The organism is Pelosinus propionicus DSM 13327 (assembly GCF_900114615.1).
Classification (GTDB): domain Bacteria; phylum Bacillota; class Negativicutes; order DSM-13327; family DSM-13327; genus Pelosinus; species Pelosinus propionicus.
In genome coordinates, this window is the sequence record NZ_FOTS01000046.1 from 19,485 (window position 1) to 39,055 (window position 19,571).

Annotated in this window: 25 protein-coding genes; 6 read left to right on the plus strand and 19 right to left on the minus strand. The window is 40.7% G+C overall.

Annotated elements, in window-relative coordinates; translation table 11 throughout:
- Nucleotides 1–96: 96 nt before the first annotated feature.
- The 3 genes from BMZ99_RS19825 to BMZ99_RS19835 are packed head-to-tail and all read right to left on the minus strand — an operon-like array spanning nucleotide 97 to nucleotide 3,229.
- Nucleotides 97–1,170: an Ldh family oxidoreductase gene (locus tag BMZ99_RS19825; RefSeq protein WP_090941768.1), complete on the minus strand. Its 1,074-nt coding sequence runs from the start codon at nucleotides 1,168–1,170 to the stop codon at nucleotides 97–99.
- Nucleotides 1,167–2,534: an MFS transporter gene (locus tag BMZ99_RS19830; RefSeq protein WP_245755067.1), complete on the minus strand. Its 1,368-nt coding sequence runs from the start codon at nucleotides 2,532–2,534 to the stop codon at nucleotides 1,167–1,169. The genes BMZ99_RS19825 and BMZ99_RS19830 overlap by 4 nt, the downstream gene beginning before the upstream one ends.
- 17 nt (nucleotides 2,535–2,551) lie before the next feature.
- A complete protein-coding gene (locus BMZ99_RS19835) occupies nucleotides 2,552–3,229 on the minus strand; it encodes an RraA family protein (protein ID WP_090941772.1) in 678 nt (225 codons plus the stop codon).
- A 470-nt stretch (nucleotides 3,230–3,699) separates the two neighbouring features.
- Here BMZ99_RS19835 and BMZ99_RS19840 point away from each other — a divergent pair, with 470 nt between their 5' ends.
- On the plus strand, nucleotides 3,700–4,059 hold the full coding sequence (locus BMZ99_RS19840; RefSeq protein WP_090941775.1) for a helix-turn-helix domain-containing protein: 360 nt from the start codon (nucleotides 3,700–3,702) through the stop codon (nucleotides 4,057–4,059).
- A gap of 122 nt (nucleotides 4,060–4,181) precedes the next feature.
- Here BMZ99_RS19840 and BMZ99_RS19845 read toward each other — a convergent pair whose 3' ends face one another.
- Together BMZ99_RS19845 and BMZ99_RS27140 are read right to left on the minus strand one after the other, a co-directional pair.
- Nucleotides 4,182–4,880 carry an RraA family protein gene (locus BMZ99_RS19845; RefSeq protein ID WP_245755068.1) on the minus strand — a complete coding sequence of 233 codons (699 nt, stop codon included), beginning with the start codon at nucleotides 4,878–4,880 and terminating at the stop codon, nucleotides 4,182–4,184.
- Nucleotides 4,881–4,986: 106 nt separating this feature from the next.
- Nucleotides 4,987–5,124, minus strand: coding sequence for a hypothetical protein (locus BMZ99_RS27140; protein WP_245755069.1), 138 nt, complete (start codon nucleotides 5,122–5,124; stop codon nucleotides 4,987–4,989).
- A gap of 478 nt (nucleotides 5,125–5,602) precedes the next feature.
- On the opposite strand from BMZ99_RS27140, the gene BMZ99_RS19855 reads away from it, so the two are divergent.
- Together BMZ99_RS19855 and BMZ99_RS19860 are read left to right on the plus strand one after the other, a co-directional pair.
- Nucleotides 5,603–6,196, plus strand: coding sequence for a type IV toxin-antitoxin system AbiEi family antitoxin domain-containing protein (locus BMZ99_RS19855; RefSeq protein WP_090941780.1), 594 nt, complete (start codon nucleotides 5,603–5,605; stop codon nucleotides 6,194–6,196).
- Nucleotides 6,193–7,038, plus strand: coding sequence for a nucleotidyl transferase AbiEii/AbiGii toxin family protein (locus tag BMZ99_RS19860; RefSeq protein WP_090941783.1), 846 nt, complete (start codon nucleotides 6,193–6,195; stop codon nucleotides 7,036–7,038). The genes BMZ99_RS19855 and BMZ99_RS19860 overlap by 4 nt, the downstream gene beginning before the upstream one ends.
- Nucleotides 7,039–7,167: 129 nt before the next feature.
- Here the strand turns inward: BMZ99_RS19860 and BMZ99_RS19865 are convergent, their stop codons facing one another.
- The 8 genes from BMZ99_RS19865 to BMZ99_RS19900 form a co-directional block, all read right to left on the minus strand.
- A complete protein-coding gene (locus BMZ99_RS19865; protein ID WP_090941787.1) occupies nucleotides 7,168–7,578 on the minus strand; it encodes a hypothetical protein in 411 nt (136 codons plus the stop codon).
- A 228-nt stretch (nucleotides 7,579–7,806) separates the two neighbouring features.
- A complete protein-coding gene (locus tag BMZ99_RS19870; RefSeq protein WP_245755070.1) occupies nucleotides 7,807–8,115 on the minus strand; it encodes a hypothetical protein in 309 nt (102 codons plus the stop codon).
- 767 nt (nucleotides 8,116–8,882) lie between these two features.
- On the minus strand, nucleotides 8,883–9,296 hold the full coding sequence (hepT, locus tag BMZ99_RS19875; RefSeq protein WP_090941794.1) for a type VII toxin-antitoxin system HepT family RNase toxin: 414 nt from the start codon (nucleotides 9,294–9,296) through the stop codon (nucleotides 8,883–8,885).
- Entirely contained in the window at nucleotides 9,289–9,711 is a 423-nt protein-coding gene (gene mntA / locus BMZ99_RS19880) for a type VII toxin-antitoxin system MntA family adenylyltransferase antitoxin (protein WP_007959100.1), read from the minus strand. The genes hepT and mntA overlap by 8 nt, the downstream gene beginning before the upstream one ends.
- Before the next feature lie 165 nt (nucleotides 9,712–9,876).
- The gene (locus BMZ99_RS19885; RefSeq protein ID WP_090941797.1) at nucleotides 9,877–10,299 is read right to left on the minus strand and encodes a nucleotidyltransferase substrate binding protein; all 423 of its coding nucleotides are present in this window, start codon (nucleotides 10,297–10,299) and stop codon (nucleotides 9,877–9,879) included.
- Nucleotides 10,263–10,691: a nucleotidyltransferase domain-containing protein gene (locus BMZ99_RS19890; RefSeq protein WP_090941802.1), complete on the minus strand. Its 429-nt coding sequence runs from the start codon at nucleotides 10,689–10,691 to the stop codon at nucleotides 10,263–10,265. The genes BMZ99_RS19885 and BMZ99_RS19890 overlap by 37 nt, the downstream gene beginning before the upstream one ends.
- A 268-nt stretch (nucleotides 10,692–10,959) precedes the next feature.
- Nucleotides 10,960–12,270 carry an L-cysteine desulfidase family protein gene (locus tag BMZ99_RS19895; RefSeq protein ID WP_090941804.1) on the minus strand — a complete coding sequence of 437 codons (1,311 nt, stop codon included), beginning with the start codon at nucleotides 12,268–12,270 and terminating at the stop codon, nucleotides 10,960–10,962.
- 43 nt (nucleotides 12,271–12,313) lie between these two features.
- Nucleotides 12,314–13,630, minus strand: coding sequence for an SLC5/6 family protein (locus tag BMZ99_RS19900; RefSeq protein WP_090941807.1), 1,317 nt, complete (start codon nucleotides 13,628–13,630; stop codon nucleotides 12,314–12,316).
- A 165-nt stretch (nucleotides 13,631–13,795) separates the two neighbouring features.
- On the opposite strand from BMZ99_RS19900, the gene BMZ99_RS19905 reads away from it, so the two are divergent.
- Nucleotides 13,796–14,470, plus strand: a complete 675-nt coding sequence (locus BMZ99_RS19905) for a helix-turn-helix transcriptional regulator (RefSeq protein ID WP_090941810.1) — start codon at nucleotides 13,796–13,798, stop codon at nucleotides 14,468–14,470.
- Nucleotides 14,471–14,493: 23 nt separating this feature from the next.
- Here the strand turns inward: BMZ99_RS19905 and BMZ99_RS19910 are convergent, their stop codons facing one another.
- Nucleotides 14,494–14,877 (minus strand): RidA family protein, encoded by a 384-nt coding sequence (locus tag BMZ99_RS19910; RefSeq protein WP_090941813.1) that lies wholly within the window; start codon nucleotides 14,875–14,877, stop codon nucleotides 14,494–14,496.
- A 229-nt stretch (nucleotides 14,878–15,106) separates the two neighbouring features.
- Here BMZ99_RS19910 and BMZ99_RS27435 point away from each other — a divergent pair, with 229 nt between their 5' ends.
- On the plus strand, nucleotides 15,107–15,235 hold the full coding sequence (locus BMZ99_RS27435; RefSeq protein ID WP_281246848.1) for a hypothetical protein: 129 nt from the start codon (nucleotides 15,107–15,109) through the stop codon (nucleotides 15,233–15,235).
- 141 nt (nucleotides 15,236–15,376) lie between these two features.
- On the opposite strand, the gene BMZ99_RS19920 is transcribed toward BMZ99_RS27435, so the two are convergent.
- The 5 genes from BMZ99_RS19920 to BMZ99_RS19940 form a co-directional block, all read right to left on the minus strand.
- Nucleotides 15,377–16,399: a 1-aminocyclopropane-1-carboxylate deaminase/D-cysteine desulfhydrase gene (locus BMZ99_RS19920; RefSeq protein ID WP_090941816.1), complete on the minus strand. Its 1,023-nt coding sequence runs from the start codon at nucleotides 16,397–16,399 to the stop codon at nucleotides 15,377–15,379.
- A gap of 37 nt (nucleotides 16,400–16,436) precedes the next feature.
- Nucleotides 16,437–17,189: an amino acid ABC transporter ATP-binding protein gene (locus BMZ99_RS19925; RefSeq protein ID WP_090941818.1), complete on the minus strand. Its 753-nt coding sequence runs from the start codon at nucleotides 17,187–17,189 to the stop codon at nucleotides 16,437–16,439.
- A gap of 1 nt (nucleotide 17,190) precedes the next feature.
- Nucleotides 17,191–17,925, minus strand: coding sequence for an amino acid ABC transporter permease (locus BMZ99_RS19930; RefSeq protein WP_090941821.1), 735 nt, complete (start codon nucleotides 17,923–17,925; stop codon nucleotides 17,191–17,193).
- A gap of 4 nt (nucleotides 17,926–17,929) precedes the next feature.
- Nucleotides 17,930–18,616: an amino acid ABC transporter permease gene (locus tag BMZ99_RS19935; RefSeq protein WP_090941824.1), complete on the minus strand. Its 687-nt coding sequence runs from the start codon at nucleotides 18,614–18,616 to the stop codon at nucleotides 17,930–17,932.
- Nucleotides 18,617–18,694: 78 nt separating this feature from the next.
- The gene (locus BMZ99_RS19940) at nucleotides 18,695–19,081 is read right to left on the minus strand and encodes a type 2 periplasmic-binding domain-containing protein (protein ID WP_245755071.1); all 387 of its coding nucleotides are present in this window, start codon (nucleotides 19,079–19,081) and stop codon (nucleotides 18,695–18,697) included.
- A 105-nt stretch (nucleotides 19,082–19,186) separates the two neighbouring features.
- Between BMZ99_RS19940 and BMZ99_RS27440 the strand changes: the two genes are divergently transcribed.
- The gene (locus BMZ99_RS27440; RefSeq protein ID WP_175490631.1) at nucleotides 19,187–19,414 is read left to right on the plus strand and encodes a helix-turn-helix domain-containing protein; all 228 of its coding nucleotides are present in this window, start codon (nucleotides 19,187–19,189) and stop codon (nucleotides 19,412–19,414) included.
- The last annotated feature ends 157 nt before the right edge of the window (nucleotides 19,415–19,571 follow it).

The window sequence follows — 19,571 nt, forward strand, 5'->3', positions numbered from 1 at the left end:
CAAACAGTTATTATTTTATTATGTTCAATAGAAAATGAAGAATAAGGGGCAAAGTCGTAAAATGACTTTGCCCCTTATTAGCACCACTTTACTTTATCATTTTTCCCCCTCTAAAATATAGGGAATACCACACCGCTCACCTTCTTGCCGCAATTCTTTCAAGACGGCTTCCGAAATAGTAACTCCTTCCCGTAACCGTTGCTCCTTTTTTCGCTGCTCAATTTCGCCAGGAAGAAAGATTTCATCAACCCCATCTGCAGGTGAAGTTTGTTTAATTTCCCCTATGAGTTTATCAATCCCAGCCTTAAACTGATCAATCGGAAGGAAACTTTCAATATGAATCGCACCAAATAAGTGACTGATGCCCGTTGGTTCTTCAAAATCTGCATACATATCCTTGATATGTGGACCAAAGGTTCCGCCTGCCAAAACGCCTGATAAAACATCAATTAATAATGCTATAGCAGATCCCTTGGCACCTCCAAAGGGAAGGGGTGTGCCAATTACCTTGCCGTCGTATACCTCTTTTGCTACCGTCGTAGCCGCCCCGAATTGATTCAGAGCCCACCCTAAGGGAATGGGCAGGTTATTCTTGGCCGCCAATATAACCTTCCCCAGTGCAACAACGCTTGTCGCCATATCAGCAATAATCGGCCGCTGCTTGTCTGCCGGCACAGCAACGGCAAAGGGATTTGTGCCAAAGAAAGGGGTTTTGCCACCCCACGGCGCCATCCTAGCTGCCCCATTGGTAGCCGTAAAGCCAATCATATCCTGCTGCAGGGCAAGCCGGGCATGATAGGCCGCGGTACCATAATGATTCGAATTTTTCACGACAACAAAAGATATACCCGTCCTTTTCGCTTTTTGCAATGCCAGTTCCATCGCTTTTACCGCTGCAACGGCTCCCAGACTATTGCAAGCATCGATTACAGCCGTCCCAGGCGAATCGGATACTACGCGAAGTGCAGAACAAGGATGGACCGCCCCCAGGCGAATTCTTTTTAAATAGATTGGAATTCTCGAAACTCCATGAGATTCCACACCCATTAAATCCGCATCCACCAAGTTATCAGCACTGATCGAGGCTTCCTCTTCGGGTACACCCACTTTTTCAAATAACGTTTTGCAATACATGAACAAATTCTCCGTTTTAATTGTTTTGCTGTTCATTCGCCATTCCTCCTATTTATTTGACCTACTTGCATCGGTTCAATCATTGTTAAAAGGAGCAAGAAAGTAAGCAGAGAACTGCCTGCCAAAAAAGTAAACACCATATCCCAGCTAGACCCGTCCAAGATCATTCCAACCACTAGCGGTGCAAAAGCACCGCCAAGCGACCCGCCTGTGTTAACAATGGAGGCGGCAAAAGGATATCTTTCTTTTGATGCAATCGCCATGGGATAGACCAAAAACGTAGAGTAACCAAGATTCAAGAGAATACCGGCCAGAAGGAGAACCAAAGCTAATACCACCGGATCATTCGGAGAATATACCAAAGAATACATCATAAATACGGTCGACGCCGTGGTTAAAAGCATTACAGGCTTTCGACGCTGGGCAAAAACTTTATCAGACAACCATCCCCCAATGATATTCCCTAGCATGGCACCAAGCCAAGGGGCTGCTGCAACGAACCCCATTTTCATAATCGAAAATTTCTTAACGGTCACCAAATAGGTAGGTACCCATGTCATGATGGCATAGGTAATACCGACCATCAAAAAGTATCCGATTGTGCATCCCCAAAGATCCCAGGAAAGGAGTACTTTGCGATTTGTATCAAGTGGCTGAACGATTGTAGTGCGAATCATTCGATCTAGCCACTCTAGCGACTCTATGCTCTTCTTCTCCTGACTTTCTGCACTTGCTGCATGTACCAACCGAGTAGACTGAATATAGCTCACTTCCCCCTGGGAGCAGAAGGGACTTTCCTGCGGACTGTCTTTGACCAACCAAAACCACAAGATGGCCGTGATGAAACCAGGAAGAGCAAATAGATAAAATACCTCTCGCCAGCCAGCAACAAGGATGATAAATGCACAGATAGGTGGGACAACTGCCGGAGCGAATTTAATCGCGGAAATAAAGACACCTGTTGCGATCCCTTTTTCCTGAGGTGGAAACCAGCGATTAATAGTAGTAACAATCCCAATGTTGATGGGCCCTTCAGCAAGTCCCAATAACACCCGAGCCGCTTTCAGGTGAAAAACAGAAGAGGCCATTCCAATAAAGTAAGTTGCCATTGAGGTCAATATGATTGAAATAGAAAAAATGCCACGTACTCCCTGCTTGCCAAATATGTGACCAGCAGGAACTTGAATAAAAGCATAACCAATATAAAACAGGCTGGTCATAGCCCCAATATCCGTATTGCTCATCTTGAAACTATCTTTGATAAAAGGAATCACAACGCCAATATTAGCTCGGTCAGCGCCAGCGATCATGTATACGACAAAGATCATCGTCAGAACTACCCAACGAAACTTTGTTTTTTCTGCTACTATCCCTTGCATTATATGCACTACCTTTACCATATATTTCTTTTTATCAATTAATCTATGATTTCGCAGCCTCGCTCAGCAAGTGCCTTATCAACCCAGCTCCGATCCCATTTCATATTTTTAATATCTTCCATAGTCTTTTGTTCCGCCTGGTTTTTTGCCTTAGTTTTTTGCAATAACTCGAATGCATCTTGCGGCTTTATGACTACCAGACCATCCTCATCACCAACCAGAATATCACCAGGTTCAATGACTGCCCCACCACAAGAAACAGGAACATTGATTTCCCCAGGACCATCTTTATAAGGACCAGCCGGAGTTACCCCTGCTGCATAAATCGGGACACCGAGATTTTTTAAAGCGCCACTATCTCGAATAGCGCCATCAATCACAAAACCTGCAATTCCCCTTTTCTTCGCCCACAATACCATCAATTCACCCATAATGGAGTTACTGACATCTCCTTGTGCATCCACTACCAGCACATCACCAGGCAGAGCCATATCTAAGGCTTTGTGAAGCAGAAGATTATCGCCAGGACGTGACTTAATGGTAAAAGCTGTCCCTAACAAGGGCACATTATTCATAGGACGAAGACGTGCATGGATACACGACATGCGATTCATGTTATCCGCAATATTAGCCACTGGCAGTCCTGTAAAACTTTCGATTATTGCTTTTGAAGGGCGGTTAATTGTCTTGTAAATACGCAATCCTACATTTGACATGTTTCTACACTCCTCTTTGATGATGGATGAAATAAAAGACTACGCCCATTGCTTAAAATTCATGGAATCCGTCTACTCTTGCTACGATTAACATTTACGTGTCCTGTTCGATGCGTTATAATAAAATTGTATAGTTTTAAAAACCATGATTTTTAAGCTTTTTAGGCACATATTCATTTCTTTTATGAAGCAGCACTTTGCTTGGCGGCTTGGATGCTTCATACCGGACCTTTTACCTTAGTACGATATTTGGATTAATTACCACTTGTACTAAAAATTCACCTCGCTTTTTGCTGCATATACTCCCTGTACCGTTTCTCTAGAACGGCACTCTCTAATTGGGATGAGGAAATTTTCCCCTGTTTTAATTATAGTACACTTATAAGTGTACGGTCAATACAAAAATACACATATAAGTGTATTTTATAACAAAATAGAACACTTATATGTGTTTAGAGGTGTTACCGTATATGAATTATGTAGATATAGGCTTACGATTAAGGCATATCCGTGGTAAGATCAGCCAAAAAGATTTTGGTGTTCAATTTAATGTATCTAAATCCTATGTAAATAATGTGGAGCATGGTTCAAAACCGAGCCTTGAGTTTCTGATTGGGATTGCGGTCGCTTTTGATACATCATTGGATTGGATTCTGTTAGGAAAGCAATCACAACGTAATCCAAGTACTAAGAGCGGAGCAGAAAACCTCCTACGCAATGAGCTGCTTCAGATTTTTGATACTCTTCCTCCTGCGGTTCAACCTGTCATGATCGGAGCTATCAAAACCATTTTACAACATTCCACTGATGCTAAAAATGAGATTGACTAGGGATAAACAGCCTAAGTAGGACAAGGGATTTTAATGATAAGATAAGCCTGGATCACCAAGACATGTCTTGATGATCCAGGCTTATCTTATCATCGGGTACTATTGTCCTATAAGCGCAATTTTCATTCTATGATTTCACAGCCGCGCGCAGCAAGAGCTTTGTCGACCCAGGTCCGATCCCATGACATACCTTCAATTTCTTCCATACTCTTTTGCTCTGCCAAATTTTTTGCTTTGGTTTTTTTCAATAACTCTAGCGCATCTTGCGGCTTTATGACTACAAGACCATCCTCATCACCAACCAAAATATCACCAGGATGAATGACTGCGCCACCACAAGAAACGGGTACATTGATTTCTCCAGGGCCATCTTTATACGGACCAGCCGGAGTGACTCCAGCCGCATAAATAGGAATACCGAGATTTTTTAACGCTCTCACATCTCGAATGGCACCATCAATTACAAAACCTGCAATTCCCCTTTTCTTCGCCCACCGCACCATTAATTCACCCATAATCGAGTTGCTGAGATCACCTTGCGCATCTACCACCAAAATGTCGCCAGGCTCAGCTAGATCCAGCGCTTTATGAAGCAGAAGATTATCCCCAGGACGGGATTTAATGGTAAAGGCTGTTCCTAGCAGAGGCACTTCATTCATGGGGCGAAGACGCGCATGAATACACGACATACGATTCATGTTATCCGCAATAGCAGCCACTGGCAGTCCTTTGAATGCTTCGATGACTGCCTTTGGAGGGCGATGGATCGTCTTGATAATACGCAATCCTACATTTGCCATAGCAGTATCCCTTCTTTTCACTTTTTAACACTTACTATTTTAAAAAATTTCCACCTCGTATATCAAAAACATATGCTATATCTTCACCATCAGAACCAGAATCATACCAACCACTCGACCTCTCATCCTATTTTTTAGCAGACTCCCACACTAATGACTGCATCATCAACTTTATCGCATCGGAAAAACCTTGCTTATAATAAATCTCCCCTGCAATGGTTTCCAGTGTTGTAAAGTTGTCATGCATTTTGTAGATGATTTCCATATTTTCTGTGGTTAAGGTTGCCGCTAACGTTTTTTCTAAGTGATCCGCTTCTCCTTCTGCCCGGCAATATCGTTCCGAAACGTCCCCTAGATCCCTTAGATTCTCCTAATCGTGCATGAGCCTTAGCTCTCGCATGGTCGTTTCAAAAATTCTCAATTTATATTCCCCCATTCCGACTGCCTAAGGCAGTAGAGCCCATGTTAGATTTTATCATCTCTCCTTTTCTGAAACAGCATCCCTGTGTTTTTGTACAGGTTAGAATTAGGACTGTTGACAGCAAATTGTGAAGGTTACTTTTCACACGGTCTGCCATTCCTCGTGGCATATAGCCTTCGTTCTTTTCTGACTTATCAAAAGAAAAATGTACTTAAACGAAAACATATAATATAATAATTAACATATAAGTACAGTTTGTCAGCGTACTTATGTGTCAATAATGTTAACACAAAGTTTCATTTTTGTACGGGTGGTGTTAGATATGACTTATACCGAACAGATTATAAATATAGCCAAGAACCATAACGGGATGGTAACAGCAACACAAGTTACGGAGGCGCAAATACCAAGACGCTGTTTGACGGAATGCGTAAAGAAAAACGTTTTATTCAAAGTAGACCGTGGGGTTTATGTACTGCCGGATATATGGGAAGATGAGATGCTCATTTTTCAGTATAAATACCCCAAAGGTATTTTTTCCTTTGGAACAGCACTCTATTTACATGGCTTAACTGATAGAACGCCACTTCGCTATACCATGACATTTCCCCAGGGCTATAATATATCCGCTGCGCAAAATAACGGCATAGATGCTAAAATTGTTACCGTGAAACATTATACCTTGGGGGTAATGGAAATGAACTCCCCCCATAACAATAAAATCAGAGTGTATGATCAGGAACGTACTTTATGCGATATTGTGAGAGGGAAAAATGCCGTTGATGTGCAAGTGGTGAATGCGGCCATGAAAAGCTACGTAAAATCCAAAGATAAAAACATCGACAAGCTATATCGTTATGCGGAGAAGTTAAGAGTAAAAGCCAAGATCGCGCAGTATATGGAGGTGCTTTTATGAGAACAAGGAACCCAATGCAGCTAAAGGCATTGATCAAAAGAGAGGCGGAAGAAAAAAATATTACCGCGCAGCTTGTCATGCAGAATTATATGTTGGAGCGATTACTGGAACGCATATCTTTGTCTAAATACCGTTCCAATTTTATATTGAAAGGCGGCTTTTTAATCGCCGCAATTGTTGGGCTGGATACGCGGGCCACCATGGATTTGGATACGACGATTAAGGGTATGGCATTGACGGAAGAATCCTTGCGGACCATTTTTGAGGAAATTGGGAGCATTCCGATCGATGATGATGTTTCTTTTGAGATTGCAGGCTTGACCGAAATCAGGGAAGGCGATGTGTATCCAGGTATTCGCGTGGGATTAAAAGCTAAATACCCACCTCTAGATGTTCCGTTATCCGTTGATGTTACGACCAATGATAAAATCACGCCGCACGAAGTGGAATACACCTTCCAGCTAATGTTTGATGAGCGTACTATTAACATTTTAGCCTACAATTTAGAAACGGTTTTGGCTGAAAAGATAGAAACCGTGCTTTCACGAAGCATCGCCAATACAAGACCGAGAGATTTCTATGATATTTACATTCTCTATACATTAAGAAAAGAGGAATGCAATCCTAGCGTATTAAAAGCGGCATTGACAAACACGGCGGAAAGGCGGGGCAGTCTGCATACTTTAGAAGAACACGAAATCATTTTAGACGCCATTCAAAGCAGTGATACTTTGCAAGGATTTTGGGGGAAATATCAAAAAGAATTTAGCTATGCCCAAGGCATTGCGTTCGATGATATTTGTAACCGTATCCGTGAAATTATGGCAGGGATCCGTGAATAAAGGCAAGTGGTCAATTCGACCACCTTGTATTGGTAAGTGTATAGAGTGAATATGCAGCCAAGCGAGAAAAAAGCAGCCACAAGGCAAAAAATACATTCCAACCCTTTTTTACTCACATTTCAGACTAGGCTATAAGACTCGAATGGAACAACGCAATGTTAAGCTCAAAAAGCGAGCGCTCCTCCTGGAAACTGTTGTAATGCAAATGATATCAATTTTTACCATCGAATAAACTTGAGTAGTCCCGTAATAACACCAATATATTCTCGACAGCCAAATAACCAATTCTTTACGAGTATATATATATTCTGATTTCAAAATAACCACTAATGCAATTCCCTTAATTTGCAAAAACTCTTGAATCTGTGCTTCGTGATTATCATCCGATTTATGCTCTTCCATAACGTCCATACATGCCTCTTGGCTAAATTCCATATGAAACCTTCTGAATCTCTCTATCGCTGCTACATTATGGCTTTCAGAAAGCATATTTAAAATTTCCACAAACTCTGATAAGTAGCTATCTCCAGTTTCGCCCAACACTCTGGCACCTAAAGGCAGCTTTAAATTGTGTGTAATTTTATACTTTTAACGGTGTTATCCTTAGGACGTTTTAAAATGACAAGCGCTTGCCAATTGGTTTAATACTTAATACAATAATTAAGCACAATATAAGGCGGCATGTTGTTATGAGCCCCACCATCACCAGTTGAACTTGTAGAATATATAGAAGTCGCATCATCTCTACCAACCACTCAACCTCTCATCCTATTTTTTAGCAGACTCCCACACTAATGACTGCATCATCAACTTGATCGCATCGGAAAAACCTTGCTTATAATAAATCTCCCCTGCGATGGTTTCCAGCGTTGTAAAGTTATCATGCATTTTGTAGATGATTTCCATGTTTTCAGTAGTTAAGGTTGCCGCTAACGTTTTTTCTAAGTGATCCGCTTCTCCTTCTGCCCGGCAATATCGTTCCGAAACATCCCCTAGATCCCTTAGATTCTCAAAATCGTGCATGAGCCTTAGCTCTCGCATGGTCGTTTCAAAAATTCTCAATTTATATTCCCCCATTCCGGCTGCCTAAGGAGTAAAACCCATGTTAGTGGGGTAGTCCAGCAACAGCCTTTTTTAAATGGGGAAATTAAAAAAACGCATGCCAGGTTTTATAACCTACACATGCGCTATTGCTTCGTCGTTTGTATCAATATCCTGTAACATGGCTTATTGGGGAAACACCGTACAGACAGAATGTCCCCTTTGTAAATAAAGGTTTCTGCTTCCTTACAGCCTTGTTACTGGATATAACAATCGATTGCTCAATGCAGCCGCTAGCCTCTGCCAAAACTCCAGCCTCTACTATACCCCGAACATACCTTTGCTTGTAAAGAGGAAAAGATCACGGTATAATAAATCTGTCGTCGTGGACAGTTTAGCTGTTACGTGTAGGTGATGTTACCACCTGCTCGTGCCTGTGAGTGCGCCAACACTTACAGGTCACGGCGACTTTTTAATTTCCACCTATTTCTAATTATATCGTATTGGGGAGAGAATGCAAGCAAATGAGTGCTTTTTTCTGGTTGAATATAAACTAACCCGCAATTCGTTATCTACATGAACAACACCGTTCAGAAATAAGCTGGTAAGTAAACTGTATTTTCTGTAGGCTGCAACGGCTCTACTATAAAAAGAATCATTACTGCCCTGCAAATTGAAGCAGGTATTATGATTGAAGCGAAAAATACACTGATCATATTTGATGAAGTACAAGAAGTTCGAGAACATCAGAAACCTTACCACCAATATCAGAAGCTAAAAATCAACGATGCTCCTTAGAGATATTAAATTTTATCGATAACTTGCTGTTTGAACGTTTCAACATCTTTTAATTTTTCCTGTAAAATCATATATACCACATTTGCATCTACATCAATATATTGATGAGCTATCATATTACGAAATGCTACCATTTTAATATAGATAGCAGCATGCGGCTTTGTCCAATATCCATGATCCGACAAAATTCGAAAACCATCGGATAGCACATCAATTTCCCCTAATTCTTCATCAGCTACGATATGATTTACAATATCAATCATACAATTGATAATGATGAAGAGGTTATATTCTACTACATCTCTGGCAACTGGATGACTGATAAATTCATCATAATTCATTGAAGTATAAACCTGTATTTTTCGTAGTGACTTTTCAATTTGATATAATTTTCGCTCTAAGACGTCCCGTTTAACCATTCTTGTTCCCTCTCAATAAATGCTGCCTAGAATAGCGCGCCCAATATCTCACATCATTGTATTCCTTAACAACCCGCAGGGAGTATTCTGCTTCAAACAATGCATTGCGCGATAAAAGTATCTTTTTTTGCATATTTGCTGTATGTTTAATCAAGGGCTTCGCATTATTTAGCACCACTAAATCAATTTCTTTGTTCACCAGCTCCATAAGATCTGCCTTTAATTGCAAATACCAATCCATATCTGTCAATACCGTATGATCCTCAACATAAACAGCAATGTCCATATCACTGAAACGAGTAGTAAAACCAGTAGCATAAGAACCGAACAACCAAGCAAACATAATATCCTGGCGCTCCGCAAAGAAATCTCTTAACTTTTGAATCAAATCCATTTCAAGCTTTTTCTTTGTCATAATTTACACCGCCTCACATCCACTCGACCCTATATTTGTTATTATACCAATAATACCTTCAAAACACTAGATGAAAGTCCCCTCTGTCAACAAACGTCCCAACTGGCAAACAATTCCGATAAAAACAAGGGAAAAAAGTCACAATGACTTCTTCCCCTTGTTTCATCAGTTCTTCTCTTCATTCAAAGTGTTTCCGCCCTCATTATTCTCAATGGCAGCAATAATCTTGCGAACTTCCTCAGGTAGTCGCTTTGCGCTTTCATAAACCCTATTCGCTATATCCGGATCATATGTATGTGAAGTCATATTCCTATCTTCTAGCATTTCAAACCAAATATCAACATTCTGAAGATATCCTGCCTCAAAAGCACTCCGGATTGCCTGTCTTGGTAAAACTACTTCTATTCCCTCTATTTTCAGTGCTTTTTTTAACACTTTCCATGCCAATTCAAAACAATATTCAAACCGTTGTATTGTTGCATCCCTGACAATCTCAGAAAAAGAATGTTCCAATACTTCATCCAACGTAGACAAAGCTTTTTTTAACCGACTTAGGTGAAAAACGAGTTCTTCCTTTTTTGTTTCCATATTTCCACCCCACCTTTCACAGCAATTTTGATAAATTCTGGTGAAAGAACCGCAAAATCAACCAAATCTACTCGCGCAGGAATAGGAAACTCTTCTAACGTTTCCTGTAACTCTGCCAAAAGATCCACGGATAATCCATCCTCTGCATAATATCCTAGATCATAATCAGACTTTTCATGTGCCATTCCTGTCGCCCGAGATCCGAATAAGAAGATATCAGCATCAGTATGAATAAAAGCATTAAGAATAGTCCTCTTAATTGCTTCCTGCTCATGGTAAACCGTGAAACCATCTTCATCTAATACTCGATAACCAAGCTTTTTCCAAGGACGCCATTCTTGTCGACGTAATACTGGATGAGAAGTAGACAGACGTATGTATGGAACAATCATGTGTCTTACCCGTCCTTTCCATAATATATGCCATTGTGATTAGTGTAGCATAACATAATTACAGTGTCAAAAAGAACCCTACGCCTTAGAATAGTAAGCTGAAAAATAAAACAGCCATAGCCAAAAGCCACAGCTGTAAAAAATTCTCTTAACCCCCTCTAAAGAAGGATGGCACGAAGTGACTAGGTGTGTCTGTGGCATTCACAATAATAGATGCCTACTTATCTAAGTGATAAATAGGCATCTTATCGACAGCCAATAAATTTTCCTATTTTTTGTTCAACATAATCTGTAAAATCTGCTCATCCATTTGGGTCATTCCTTGGCAGGCCAGTACTCCTAAATTCGCAATGGATTGATCCACATCCTCCGCCACAATTCCGTCATTCCCTGTAACTCGAATTCCCTCAAGAGCCAGCAATACTGCCTTATACCCAGACATAACAGAAGTAGACACCTTCATTGCGCAGCTATTAGACGCACCGTCACAGATAAGCCCCGCCAAATCGCCAATCATGTTAGAAATGGCCATACTGGCCACCCTAAAGTCCTTTTTCAGAAGCCAAGCCATTCCTGCAGCAGCTCCCATAGAAGCCGTCGTAACGGCGCACAATGCCGATAACTTCGGGAGCTTATCATGGATATAGATGGCCATCATGTGCGACAGCATTAACGCTCGAATCAGCGATTCTTCATTCGCTTTTACATATTCAGCAACCACGACGACAGGCATGGTTGCCGCTATTCCCTGATTGCCAGAGCCGGAATTGGTCATCGCCGGCAATGCTGCCCCTCCCATTCTTGCATCAGACGCAGCGGTCGTACGCATCAATATTTGAGTGAGTAGACCATCTGTTAAGAGCCCTTGCTGCCTCTGACGATCCATAGCATTCCCAATATGTAAACCATACTGCCCACTCATACCTTCATGGGATAAAGAGGAATTTAGTTCAGCAGCTTCATGAATAAAACGAATCATCTCTAATGGCACTCCCATGGCAAAATCAAAAACATCCCGAGCCTGAATACCAGCTATGGTGGATTTATCTTCTACAGCATTTGCGACATAATCCTCAAGCTCCATTTCAAATACCACTTTGCCATTTTCCTCAATGCGTACCACTTGGGTATGAGTATCGGCAATGGCAACCGTTACCCACTCTTTACCATGCATTACTTTTGCTTCCGAATATAAAACATGGGGTACATCAGCTACCATAACCTGAACCCGCCCCTGGGCAACCATTTGCTGTGCTTTTCTGACCTGCGCAGGAGTGAGATTCTTCAGAACTTCCAGCTTCCCCCACGGATCACCGCCAATCGCTCCTACAGCAGCAGCAATAAAAAGCCCCGTCGTACCTGTTCCTGGTACGGTAACTCCCATACCATTTTTCATCAAGTTGGCTGAGACCTTAGCTTCAATTCTTTCAACTGACTTACCTAGCCTTTGCGCTGCAATCGCTGCAGCCAGCGCTAAAGAGACAGGCTCAGTGCATCCCAATGCTGGCACTACCTCTCTTTTTACAACCTTGATCATTTCCAGCCATAAAGAATTTATTTTAGAATCGATCTTCTTCATATCAAATTCTCCTCATTTTTTAATTCTCAAAGAGACACAAATATTACGCAAAAGCTAAAAATGGAGATATACAAAGTAAAATACCCGTCGCAATGATTATTTTGAGTGAAATTCCTTTATATTGCTGAAGAAATGGTACTTGATACACTAGATAAGCTGGGATTAAACAACCCACCAAACCAAAAATAGGACTGCAAATGGATGTAAAACTCAAAACAGGCGCATTTAGCACAATGGCTCCCCAAGACAACAATACCGTAAATACCATAATGCCATAGCCGACGAATCCCTTATGAATCCGCTCTTCCGGCATGATACGCCGCAGCACATTCATAACCAAACCTTGGCACGCTTCTCTAAAACCTAGATATACGCCAAAATAAGCTGTCATTACTGCAAAAATATTCAAAATCAAACTAAAAATCTTCACTATTTGCTGATTGCTGGTACCACTCCCTTGTGCCACCATCGCCAAGGCCGAGATATTTTGCTGAGAAGCATGGACAGCCTGTTCATGGCCCATAGCTAAGGTAAAGGATACGGCATAAAAGAACACAGTAACAAATAAAACACCAAAAGCAATATTCATGGCACGCATTGCTTTATACCTTGCTACTTCAATAGATTTTTCATGAGATCGGTAGGAAATCACCATCGGACTCAAACTTTGAATAAATAAAATAGAAGTCAACGTAAAGGGAAGCATAACCACTGCGTCCTTGATTAAGCTCCCTAATGATGGAAAGGAGCCGATATTGACCAAATCCCAGCGACTTACCATAGCCAGTCCAAGAAAAGCCACCACAAACAGCTTTGTCAGTACCATCCCCGTAGAAATCTTAAACAATACCTTTTCTCCTCGCGAAGCTAACGCCACCAAACAGCAAATCAAAATTAGACCATAAAAGGGATTGGTCGACAGCAAGGATTTTGTCAATCCAAAGGATTGTAGAAAAGAAGCACTATCATTTGTAATGGCTGTAGAATATACAAACACCCAAATCACCAGCATGATAAAATATAACGCTCCTAAAAACATCCCCCAATTTTTCCCCAGATACCCTGCAATCACACTGGGATAGTCTTTGCACTCCGGCGAAGCAGCTAACGTGTTAATAAATAGCTTTTGAAATAAATACATGGCAGGATAACCAATAACAGAGGAAAGTAAGAATACCCATAGCCCCATTAACCCAACCTGTACAGGCAAAAAAACAATTCCTGCACCAATAGCCATACCAATGCTCATAATAATCCAGCCCCAGTCAGTGGCATCAAACCGAGTGGCCTCTTTCCATTCTTTTTCCGTCATATGAGCTTGTCCTACAGAAGCCTCGTATTTCCTAGCAAGTGAGTCCATTTTATAAAGCCCTCCAATATTTTTTATTCGTCATAAGTGGTCAAGAAGATAAAAGGTAAGAAAAAGTCAAATAATTTTGATAATTAAAGCTACTCATGCATGTCCTCGAGTTATGTTATAATATTACAAAGTTATAACACTTCGTATTAGGCTGGGAGGCAAATCATGAAAGAATTAGTACAATGGAAAAACTATATTGATCTTGTAAAGTTTTTAGGTAAATGCCTTGGTGACAATGCTGAAATTGTCTTGCATGATCTAACTGATAATGAACATTCTATAATCGCAATCGAAAATAGTCATGTTACCGATAGAACCATTGGTGCTCCCATTACCATGTTCGCCCTTAATAAACTTAAGGAAATGGAGCATACCGATCAATCTAGCATTCTGAACTATAAGGGAACATCGCGCAAGGGCGTCCCCTTGCGCTCTTCCAGTTTTATAATTCGGGACACACAAGACCGCCCGATCGGTATGCTATGTATCAATATTGATATCTCAGATTATATCCGAGCAGAAGAAACGCTTAAAAAGTTATCCTTTATACCTGAATTGCATACTATTAAAAAACCCTTACACGATCTGCACGAAAATTTTCCTAATTCCGTTTCTGATCTGGTTAGCGATGCCATCAAGGAAGTATTAGGTGACGAAACAATAACTCCATCTAAGCGTCTTTCCATTGCGGAAAAAATAAAAATAGTAGATCACCTTAGTAAAAAAGGGCTATTCCTGGTAAAAGGCGCAATCAGCGAAGTAGCTACTCAACTTGCCACATCTGAGGTAACAATTTATCGGTATATTAACAAAATCAGTAAACATGGTAAGAAAAGCTAAATTGCTTAGCATCAAAGATTATCCTATTTTGCAATCATTGCAATTGCCTCGACTTCGACGAGTCCGTCCTTCGGTAATTTGGAAATTTCAATAGCACTTCGCGCTGGAAATGAAGTAGTAAAGTACTGCTTGTAAATCTCATTCATAGCAGAAAAGTCGTTCATATCCTTTAAGAAAACAGTCGTCTTTACTACATCTTGCATACCGGCTCCTGCTTTTTCAAGAATTGCTTTCAGGTTTAATAAAGACTGAGTAGCTTGTTCTTGAAAGCCATTTTTCATTTCTCCCATCTTAGGGTTTATCCCAAGCTGGCCGGATACAAAAATCATATTCCCTGCTATAATACCCTGTGAATATGGCCCAATCGCAGTTGGAGCATCTTTAGTCATAATAACCTTGTTTTGCATTTACAAATCTCCTTTGATATTTTTTTTTCATATTTATGATAATATTTTATCATTTCATCTACTATGATAATAAATTATCGTCGATTTGTAAATATTTTTTCATTTTTTCTGATATTTTGTTTTTTGCTAATCCTAAGGAAGCGACTGTTAGATTTTGAAACATAGGCTGATTTCAATCAACGGTTAGCAATTCTACCAAAGTGCTTCAGACTTTTTTGCAGAAGAAGAAGTGATAGTTGCCAAACAAGATGATACTGAAATAGATACACTTCCTGATCATGTACAGAAAGAGCTAGATTTAGCTAGAGAATTTATTCTTTACAAATATGGCATAAAGAAAGGTCCTACAGATAAATAACAACAATATTACAAATAAAAGCCTCATATATATGCATTTGATTGATTAAAAAAAGCTAAGGAGACCGAGTCATAAAATGACTCGGTCTCCTTAGTTTTTTTACATGATTGAAACAGCAAAAGCAAATGGAAATCCAGAAGTTCAGGTCAGCCACTTGCCCAGGATCTCTTTTTCGGCAAACAAGGCTAAGGAACCTCCTGTATGCAAAAATATAACTGTACTGCCTTTTGGTATTTCCCCACTTTGGATACCATGCAACAATCCGGAAAAGGCCTTGCCTGTGTAAACCGGATCCAATAAAATACCTTCTGTCTCTGCCAGCAATCGAATCGCTGCCGAAGATTCTTCATTCGGAATTTCATATCCAGGTAAAAAAAATCCATGATCAATCGTAAGATCGTCTTCAGTTAATGGAATATCAGACCCAATTCTTTTCAGCGTATCCGTGGACAGCTGCAATATTTTAGGCGGATACTCGGCATCCTTACTTCCAACTGCAACAGAAACAATCTTTGTAGAAGCACCCAATACCTTTTTCCCCGCAAGCAGCCCGGAAAGTGTTCCTCCAGACCCGGTGGCATGAAACAGATAGTCGGCTTTGATGTTATTTTGCAGCAGCTGCTCAGAAAGCTCTAAAAAAGCATTCACAAACCCCGTTGAGCCAACCGGGCTTGCACCGCCGCTGGGGATACTATAACATGTATGCCCTGCCGCTTCTAATTCCTGTCCCCTAATCTTTGCCGCTACTTCTGATTCTTCACGACTATCTGTAATATGAATTTCAGCCCCCATGATATTGTCTAGCAATAGATTAGCCCGCAATTCGTTATCTCCATGAACAACACGGTTTAGAAATAAGATGGGAATTAAACCGTATTTTCTGCAGGCTGCAACGGTTTGCATTGCATGATTGGACTGGGTAGCCCCGAAGGTAACCACATGATCACATCCCTGTTCCAGTGCATCCCCCAGCAGATATTCCAGCTTTCTAATTTTATTGCCGCCAAAAGGGGTAAACCCCGATAAATCTTCTCTTTTAAGATAGATTTCAACCCCCAACCGCTTGGAAAGTCTATCTAAGCGATGACAAGGAGTCGGATAAAATCCCAATTGCACTTTTGCCAGTTTATAAAGATTTTTTTTGATCTGATTAACATTTTCCATTATGCACCTGATTTCTCCGATTAGTACCACTCGGATTTTAAATTGAAAAGCTCCATCTGGGCAGAATTCTTTCCAAGAATTGTTTTGTACGCTCCTCTTTTGGATTGGAAAAGATCTCCTTTGGACTTCCTTCCTCCACAATTACTCCTTCATCCATAAAGACAATGTGATTAGCGATATCGTTTGCAAAAGACATTTCGTGGGTTACCACCACCATGGTAATTCCATCTTGTGCAACCTTCCGCATAACGGCAAGCACTTCGCCAACCAGTTCCGGGTCCAAGGCAGAAGTCGGCTCATCAAACAAAATCACTTCCGGATTCAACGCAACTGCACGGGCAATGCCAACGCGCTGCTGCTGCCCACCGGAAAGCTGCAATGGAAAAGAATCATATTTATCAGTAAGCCCTACCTTATCAAGTGCTTTTTGAGCAATTTCTTTTGCTTGGGCAACTGGAACGTTTCTGGCAGTCACAAGTCCTTCCATCACATTTTCTAAGGCAGTCATATTGCTAAAAAGATTATAATTTTGAAAGACCATGGCTGTTTGTCTGCGGACATTTAAAATTTCCTTACTGGTAGCATGTTTAAAACTTATTTTCGTATCACCAATTGTCAATTCACCGTCATCTGCCGCCTCCAAAAAATTAATGCAGCGTAATAATGTAGTCTTCCCAGAGCCGCTTGGGCCTAAGACGACAACAACCTCCCCCGTCTTTACACTCAAATCAACACCCTTAAGCACTTCATTTTTCCCAAAAGACTTGCGAACCCCCTTTAACTGAATCAACCTATAACACCTCTCTTCTTAGATTATTTTCCTGCACTCTATACTGATATTTCTTCAAATGCTTCTCCAAAATAATGGACACCCTTTCAACGGTCAGACACATCATCCAATAAATCATTGCTGCAGCGATATACGCTTCCAAGAAACGATAATTGATTTGGGCAGAAGTTAAAGCCCCATTCATCACATCGACAACCGTGATTAGATATACAATAGAAGATCCTTTAATGAGTCCGATAAAGTTATTGCACAAAACAGGAACTGCAAAAGGAAACGCCTGGGGCAGAACCACGCGCCGTAACGTCTGCCATCTGGTAAGTCCAACAGAATACCCAGCTTCATACTGCCCATCATCCACCGAAATAAGGGCACTACGCATCGTTTCCGATATAACTACTACTGCATAGATGGAAATGGCAACAATACCAATATATGTTTTATCCATAAACCGCAAAGCATCTGCCCATCCGTACCATTGGGACAAGAAATCAAGAGGTTTGAGTATTAGAAAATTCATAATAAACAGATGCAGCACCAGCGGAATCCCCTTGGTTACTGGAATCAAAATATCTGCCAGTTTTGCTATGATTCTGATACGAAATCTCCTACATATAGCAATCCATGTTCCAAAAACGATCCCGATGAAAAGGGGAAGCACTGACAGCATTAGTGTCGTCGGAATGTATTTCACAGCAACTTTGAGGGAAGCAGCAACATATTGAAAATCAAAAATCATGCCATCACCTCCTATTCAAAATCAACCTTTTTTCAGCATGCAAAAACATTTTTTCCAATAGCAGACTTACTACGATAAAAACAACTGCAATTACAGCATACCCTTCCAATTCATGATAGGTACGATTCCCAATGGCCTGGGCCTGACCGATCATATCTAAGATACCAAGAGTAAAAGCAAGAGACGTAGATTCAAACGTATTTACAACTCGAGTTCCAAAAACAGGAAATGCAATTAGAAATGCCTGAGGCAATATAACGCGACGAAGTGCTTGCCAGCGACTTAATCCGATAGAATAAGCCGCCTCGCGCTGTCCCTGGGGTACACTTAAAATAGCCGAACGAATAATCTCTGAAATAAACGCCGCATTATTGAATCCGTAAGCGGCTAAAACAAAGTACAATTTTTCCCACTGATTAATATCGATTCCCATTGCATCCAGCAAAAGCGGCAGCCCATAATAGACAATAAATAATTGGATGATTATCGGCGTTCCACGGATAAAAGATACATAGACTACGGCAATATGGTTGAGTACAGGTATCTTGTAAATGCGGATTGCTGCAATTAGCAATCCTAATAGCATGCCTACTGTAATAGAAAATACTACGATCAGTAATGTTATATGAAAGCGGGATATAATAGCAGGGAAATATTCAAAAACCAGCTTTATGTCAAATAGACTTCCCACTTCCTCATCCCCCTTCTTTCGTATTTTTCAAAATATCGATACTCATTACGAATCGATTTTCCATTGAGGACCATATCCTTATTCCACATTATAATCCGTATTTGTATATTCAAAAGACAACTTAGACAGCGTTCCATCTGCCTTCATTTCTTTTAAGACCCTATCAATATCATCCCTCAATTGAACCTCATTTTTGCTGAGAATAAAATATGCCTGTGATTGGCTGAACAAACCATCCTCGATAATTCCCAATCCACCGCCAAAGGCTTCATTGTTACGGTTGAATGTTTTCTTTGTCATAACGCCGGCATCCAATCGCCCGTTGACAATGTCATCATACACCACGCTGGCTCCGCTGGAGGTATATACAATATTAATCTTTTTATCATGTCCCTGATTGTATTTTTCCAGGAGAGCTGCCGTATTGCTTCCCTGTGTATAAACGCTAATATATAAGTGAGCCACTTAAGCAGAAAACGCTCACGAAAAAATGAGCCACCTTAAATAAAAATAACCTTTAAAATAGACGTAAGGAAGTCTGTTTTGGAGGGATAAAAGGTGGTCATCACATTGGAAGACTATGCTGAAATACGCAAACTATTTAATTTTGGTACCAGCAAACGCGCAATCGCCAAAAGACTTGGCATATCAAGAAATACAGTAGATAAATACTGCCAAGGTGACACTGCTCCGTGGAACAAAAAGGCCTACAATCGCCAATCGACAATCATCAGTGATGAAGTAATGAATTTCATTCAACAGTGCTTAGAGCAATCTGGTAATATGTCAAGCCCATAAAAAATAAGTTTTGTAAGTAATCCGCAAAAAATGGGTGCACTAAACAAGCCTCTTCTTCAAGCCGAAGAAAAAGTAAATAAATGGGATCTATTAACTTTGGCTTACTCTACTTGGAGAGTAAAGCTGATGGTTGGCCAGCAATCCAAAAATCAGCCGG

Bases quoted from the DNA above. Each gene is read 5' to 3' on its own strand.
- BMZ99_RS19825 (WP_090941768.1), bottom strand. From the start codon at position 1,170: ATGAACAGCAAAACAATTAAAACGGAGAATTTGTTCATGTATTGCAAA.
- BMZ99_RS19830 (WP_245755067.1), bottom strand. From the start codon at position 2,534: ATGGTAAAGGTAGTGCATATAATGCAAGGGATAGTAGCAGAAAAAACA.
- BMZ99_RS19835 (WP_090941772.1), bottom strand. From the start codon at position 3,229: ATGTCAAATGTAGGATTGCGTATTTACAAGACAATTAACCGCCCTTCA.
- BMZ99_RS19840 (WP_090941775.1), top strand. From the start codon at position 3,700: ATGAATTATGTAGATATAGGCTTACGATTAAGGCATATCCGTGGTAAG.
- BMZ99_RS27140 (WP_245755069.1), bottom strand. From the start codon at position 5,124: ATGGAAATCATCTACAAAATGCATGACAACTTTACAACACTGGAAACC.
- BMZ99_RS19855 (WP_090941780.1), top strand. From the start codon at position 5,603: ATGACTTATACCGAACAGATTATAAATATAGCCAAGAACCATAACGGG.
- BMZ99_RS19860 (WP_090941783.1), top strand. From the start codon at position 6,193: ATGAGAACAAGGAACCCAATGCAGCTAAAGGCATTGATCAAAAGAGAG.
- BMZ99_RS19870 (WP_245755070.1), bottom strand. From the start codon at position 8,115: ATGGGGGAATATAAATTGAGAATTTTTGAAACGACCATGCGAGAGCTA.
- hepT (WP_090941794.1), bottom strand. From the start codon at position 9,296: ATGGTTAAACGGGACGTCTTAGAGCGAAAATTATATCAAATTGAAAAG.
- mntA (WP_007959100.1), bottom strand. From the start codon at position 9,711: ATGACAAAGAAAAAGCTTGAAATGGATTTGATTCAAAAGTTAAGAGAT.
- BMZ99_RS19885 (WP_090941797.1), bottom strand. From the start codon at position 10,299: ATGGAAACAAAAAAGGAAGAACTCGTTTTTCACCTAAGTCGGTTAAAA.
- BMZ99_RS19890 (WP_090941802.1), bottom strand. From the start codon at position 10,691: ATGATTGTTCCATACATACGTCTGTCTACTTCTCATCCAGTATTACGT.
- BMZ99_RS19895 (WP_090941804.1), bottom strand. From the start codon at position 12,270: ATGAAGAAGATCGATTCTAAAATAAATTCTTTATGGCTGGAAATGATC.
- BMZ99_RS19900 (WP_090941807.1), bottom strand. From the start codon at position 13,630: ATGGACTCACTTGCTAGGAAATACGAGGCTTCTGTAGGACAAGCTCAT.
- BMZ99_RS19905 (WP_090941810.1), top strand. From the start codon at position 13,796: ATGAAAGAATTAGTACAATGGAAAAACTATATTGATCTTGTAAAGTTT.
- BMZ99_RS19910 (WP_090941813.1), bottom strand. From the start codon at position 14,877: ATGCAAAACAAGGTTATTATGACTAAAGATGCTCCAACTGCGATTGGG.
- BMZ99_RS19920 (WP_090941816.1), bottom strand. From the start codon at position 16,399: ATGGAAAATGTTAATCAGATCAAAAAAAATCTTTATAAACTGGCAAAA.
- BMZ99_RS19930 (WP_090941821.1), bottom strand. From the start codon at position 17,925: ATGATTTTTGATTTTCAATATGTTGCTGCTTCCCTCAAAGTTGCTGTG.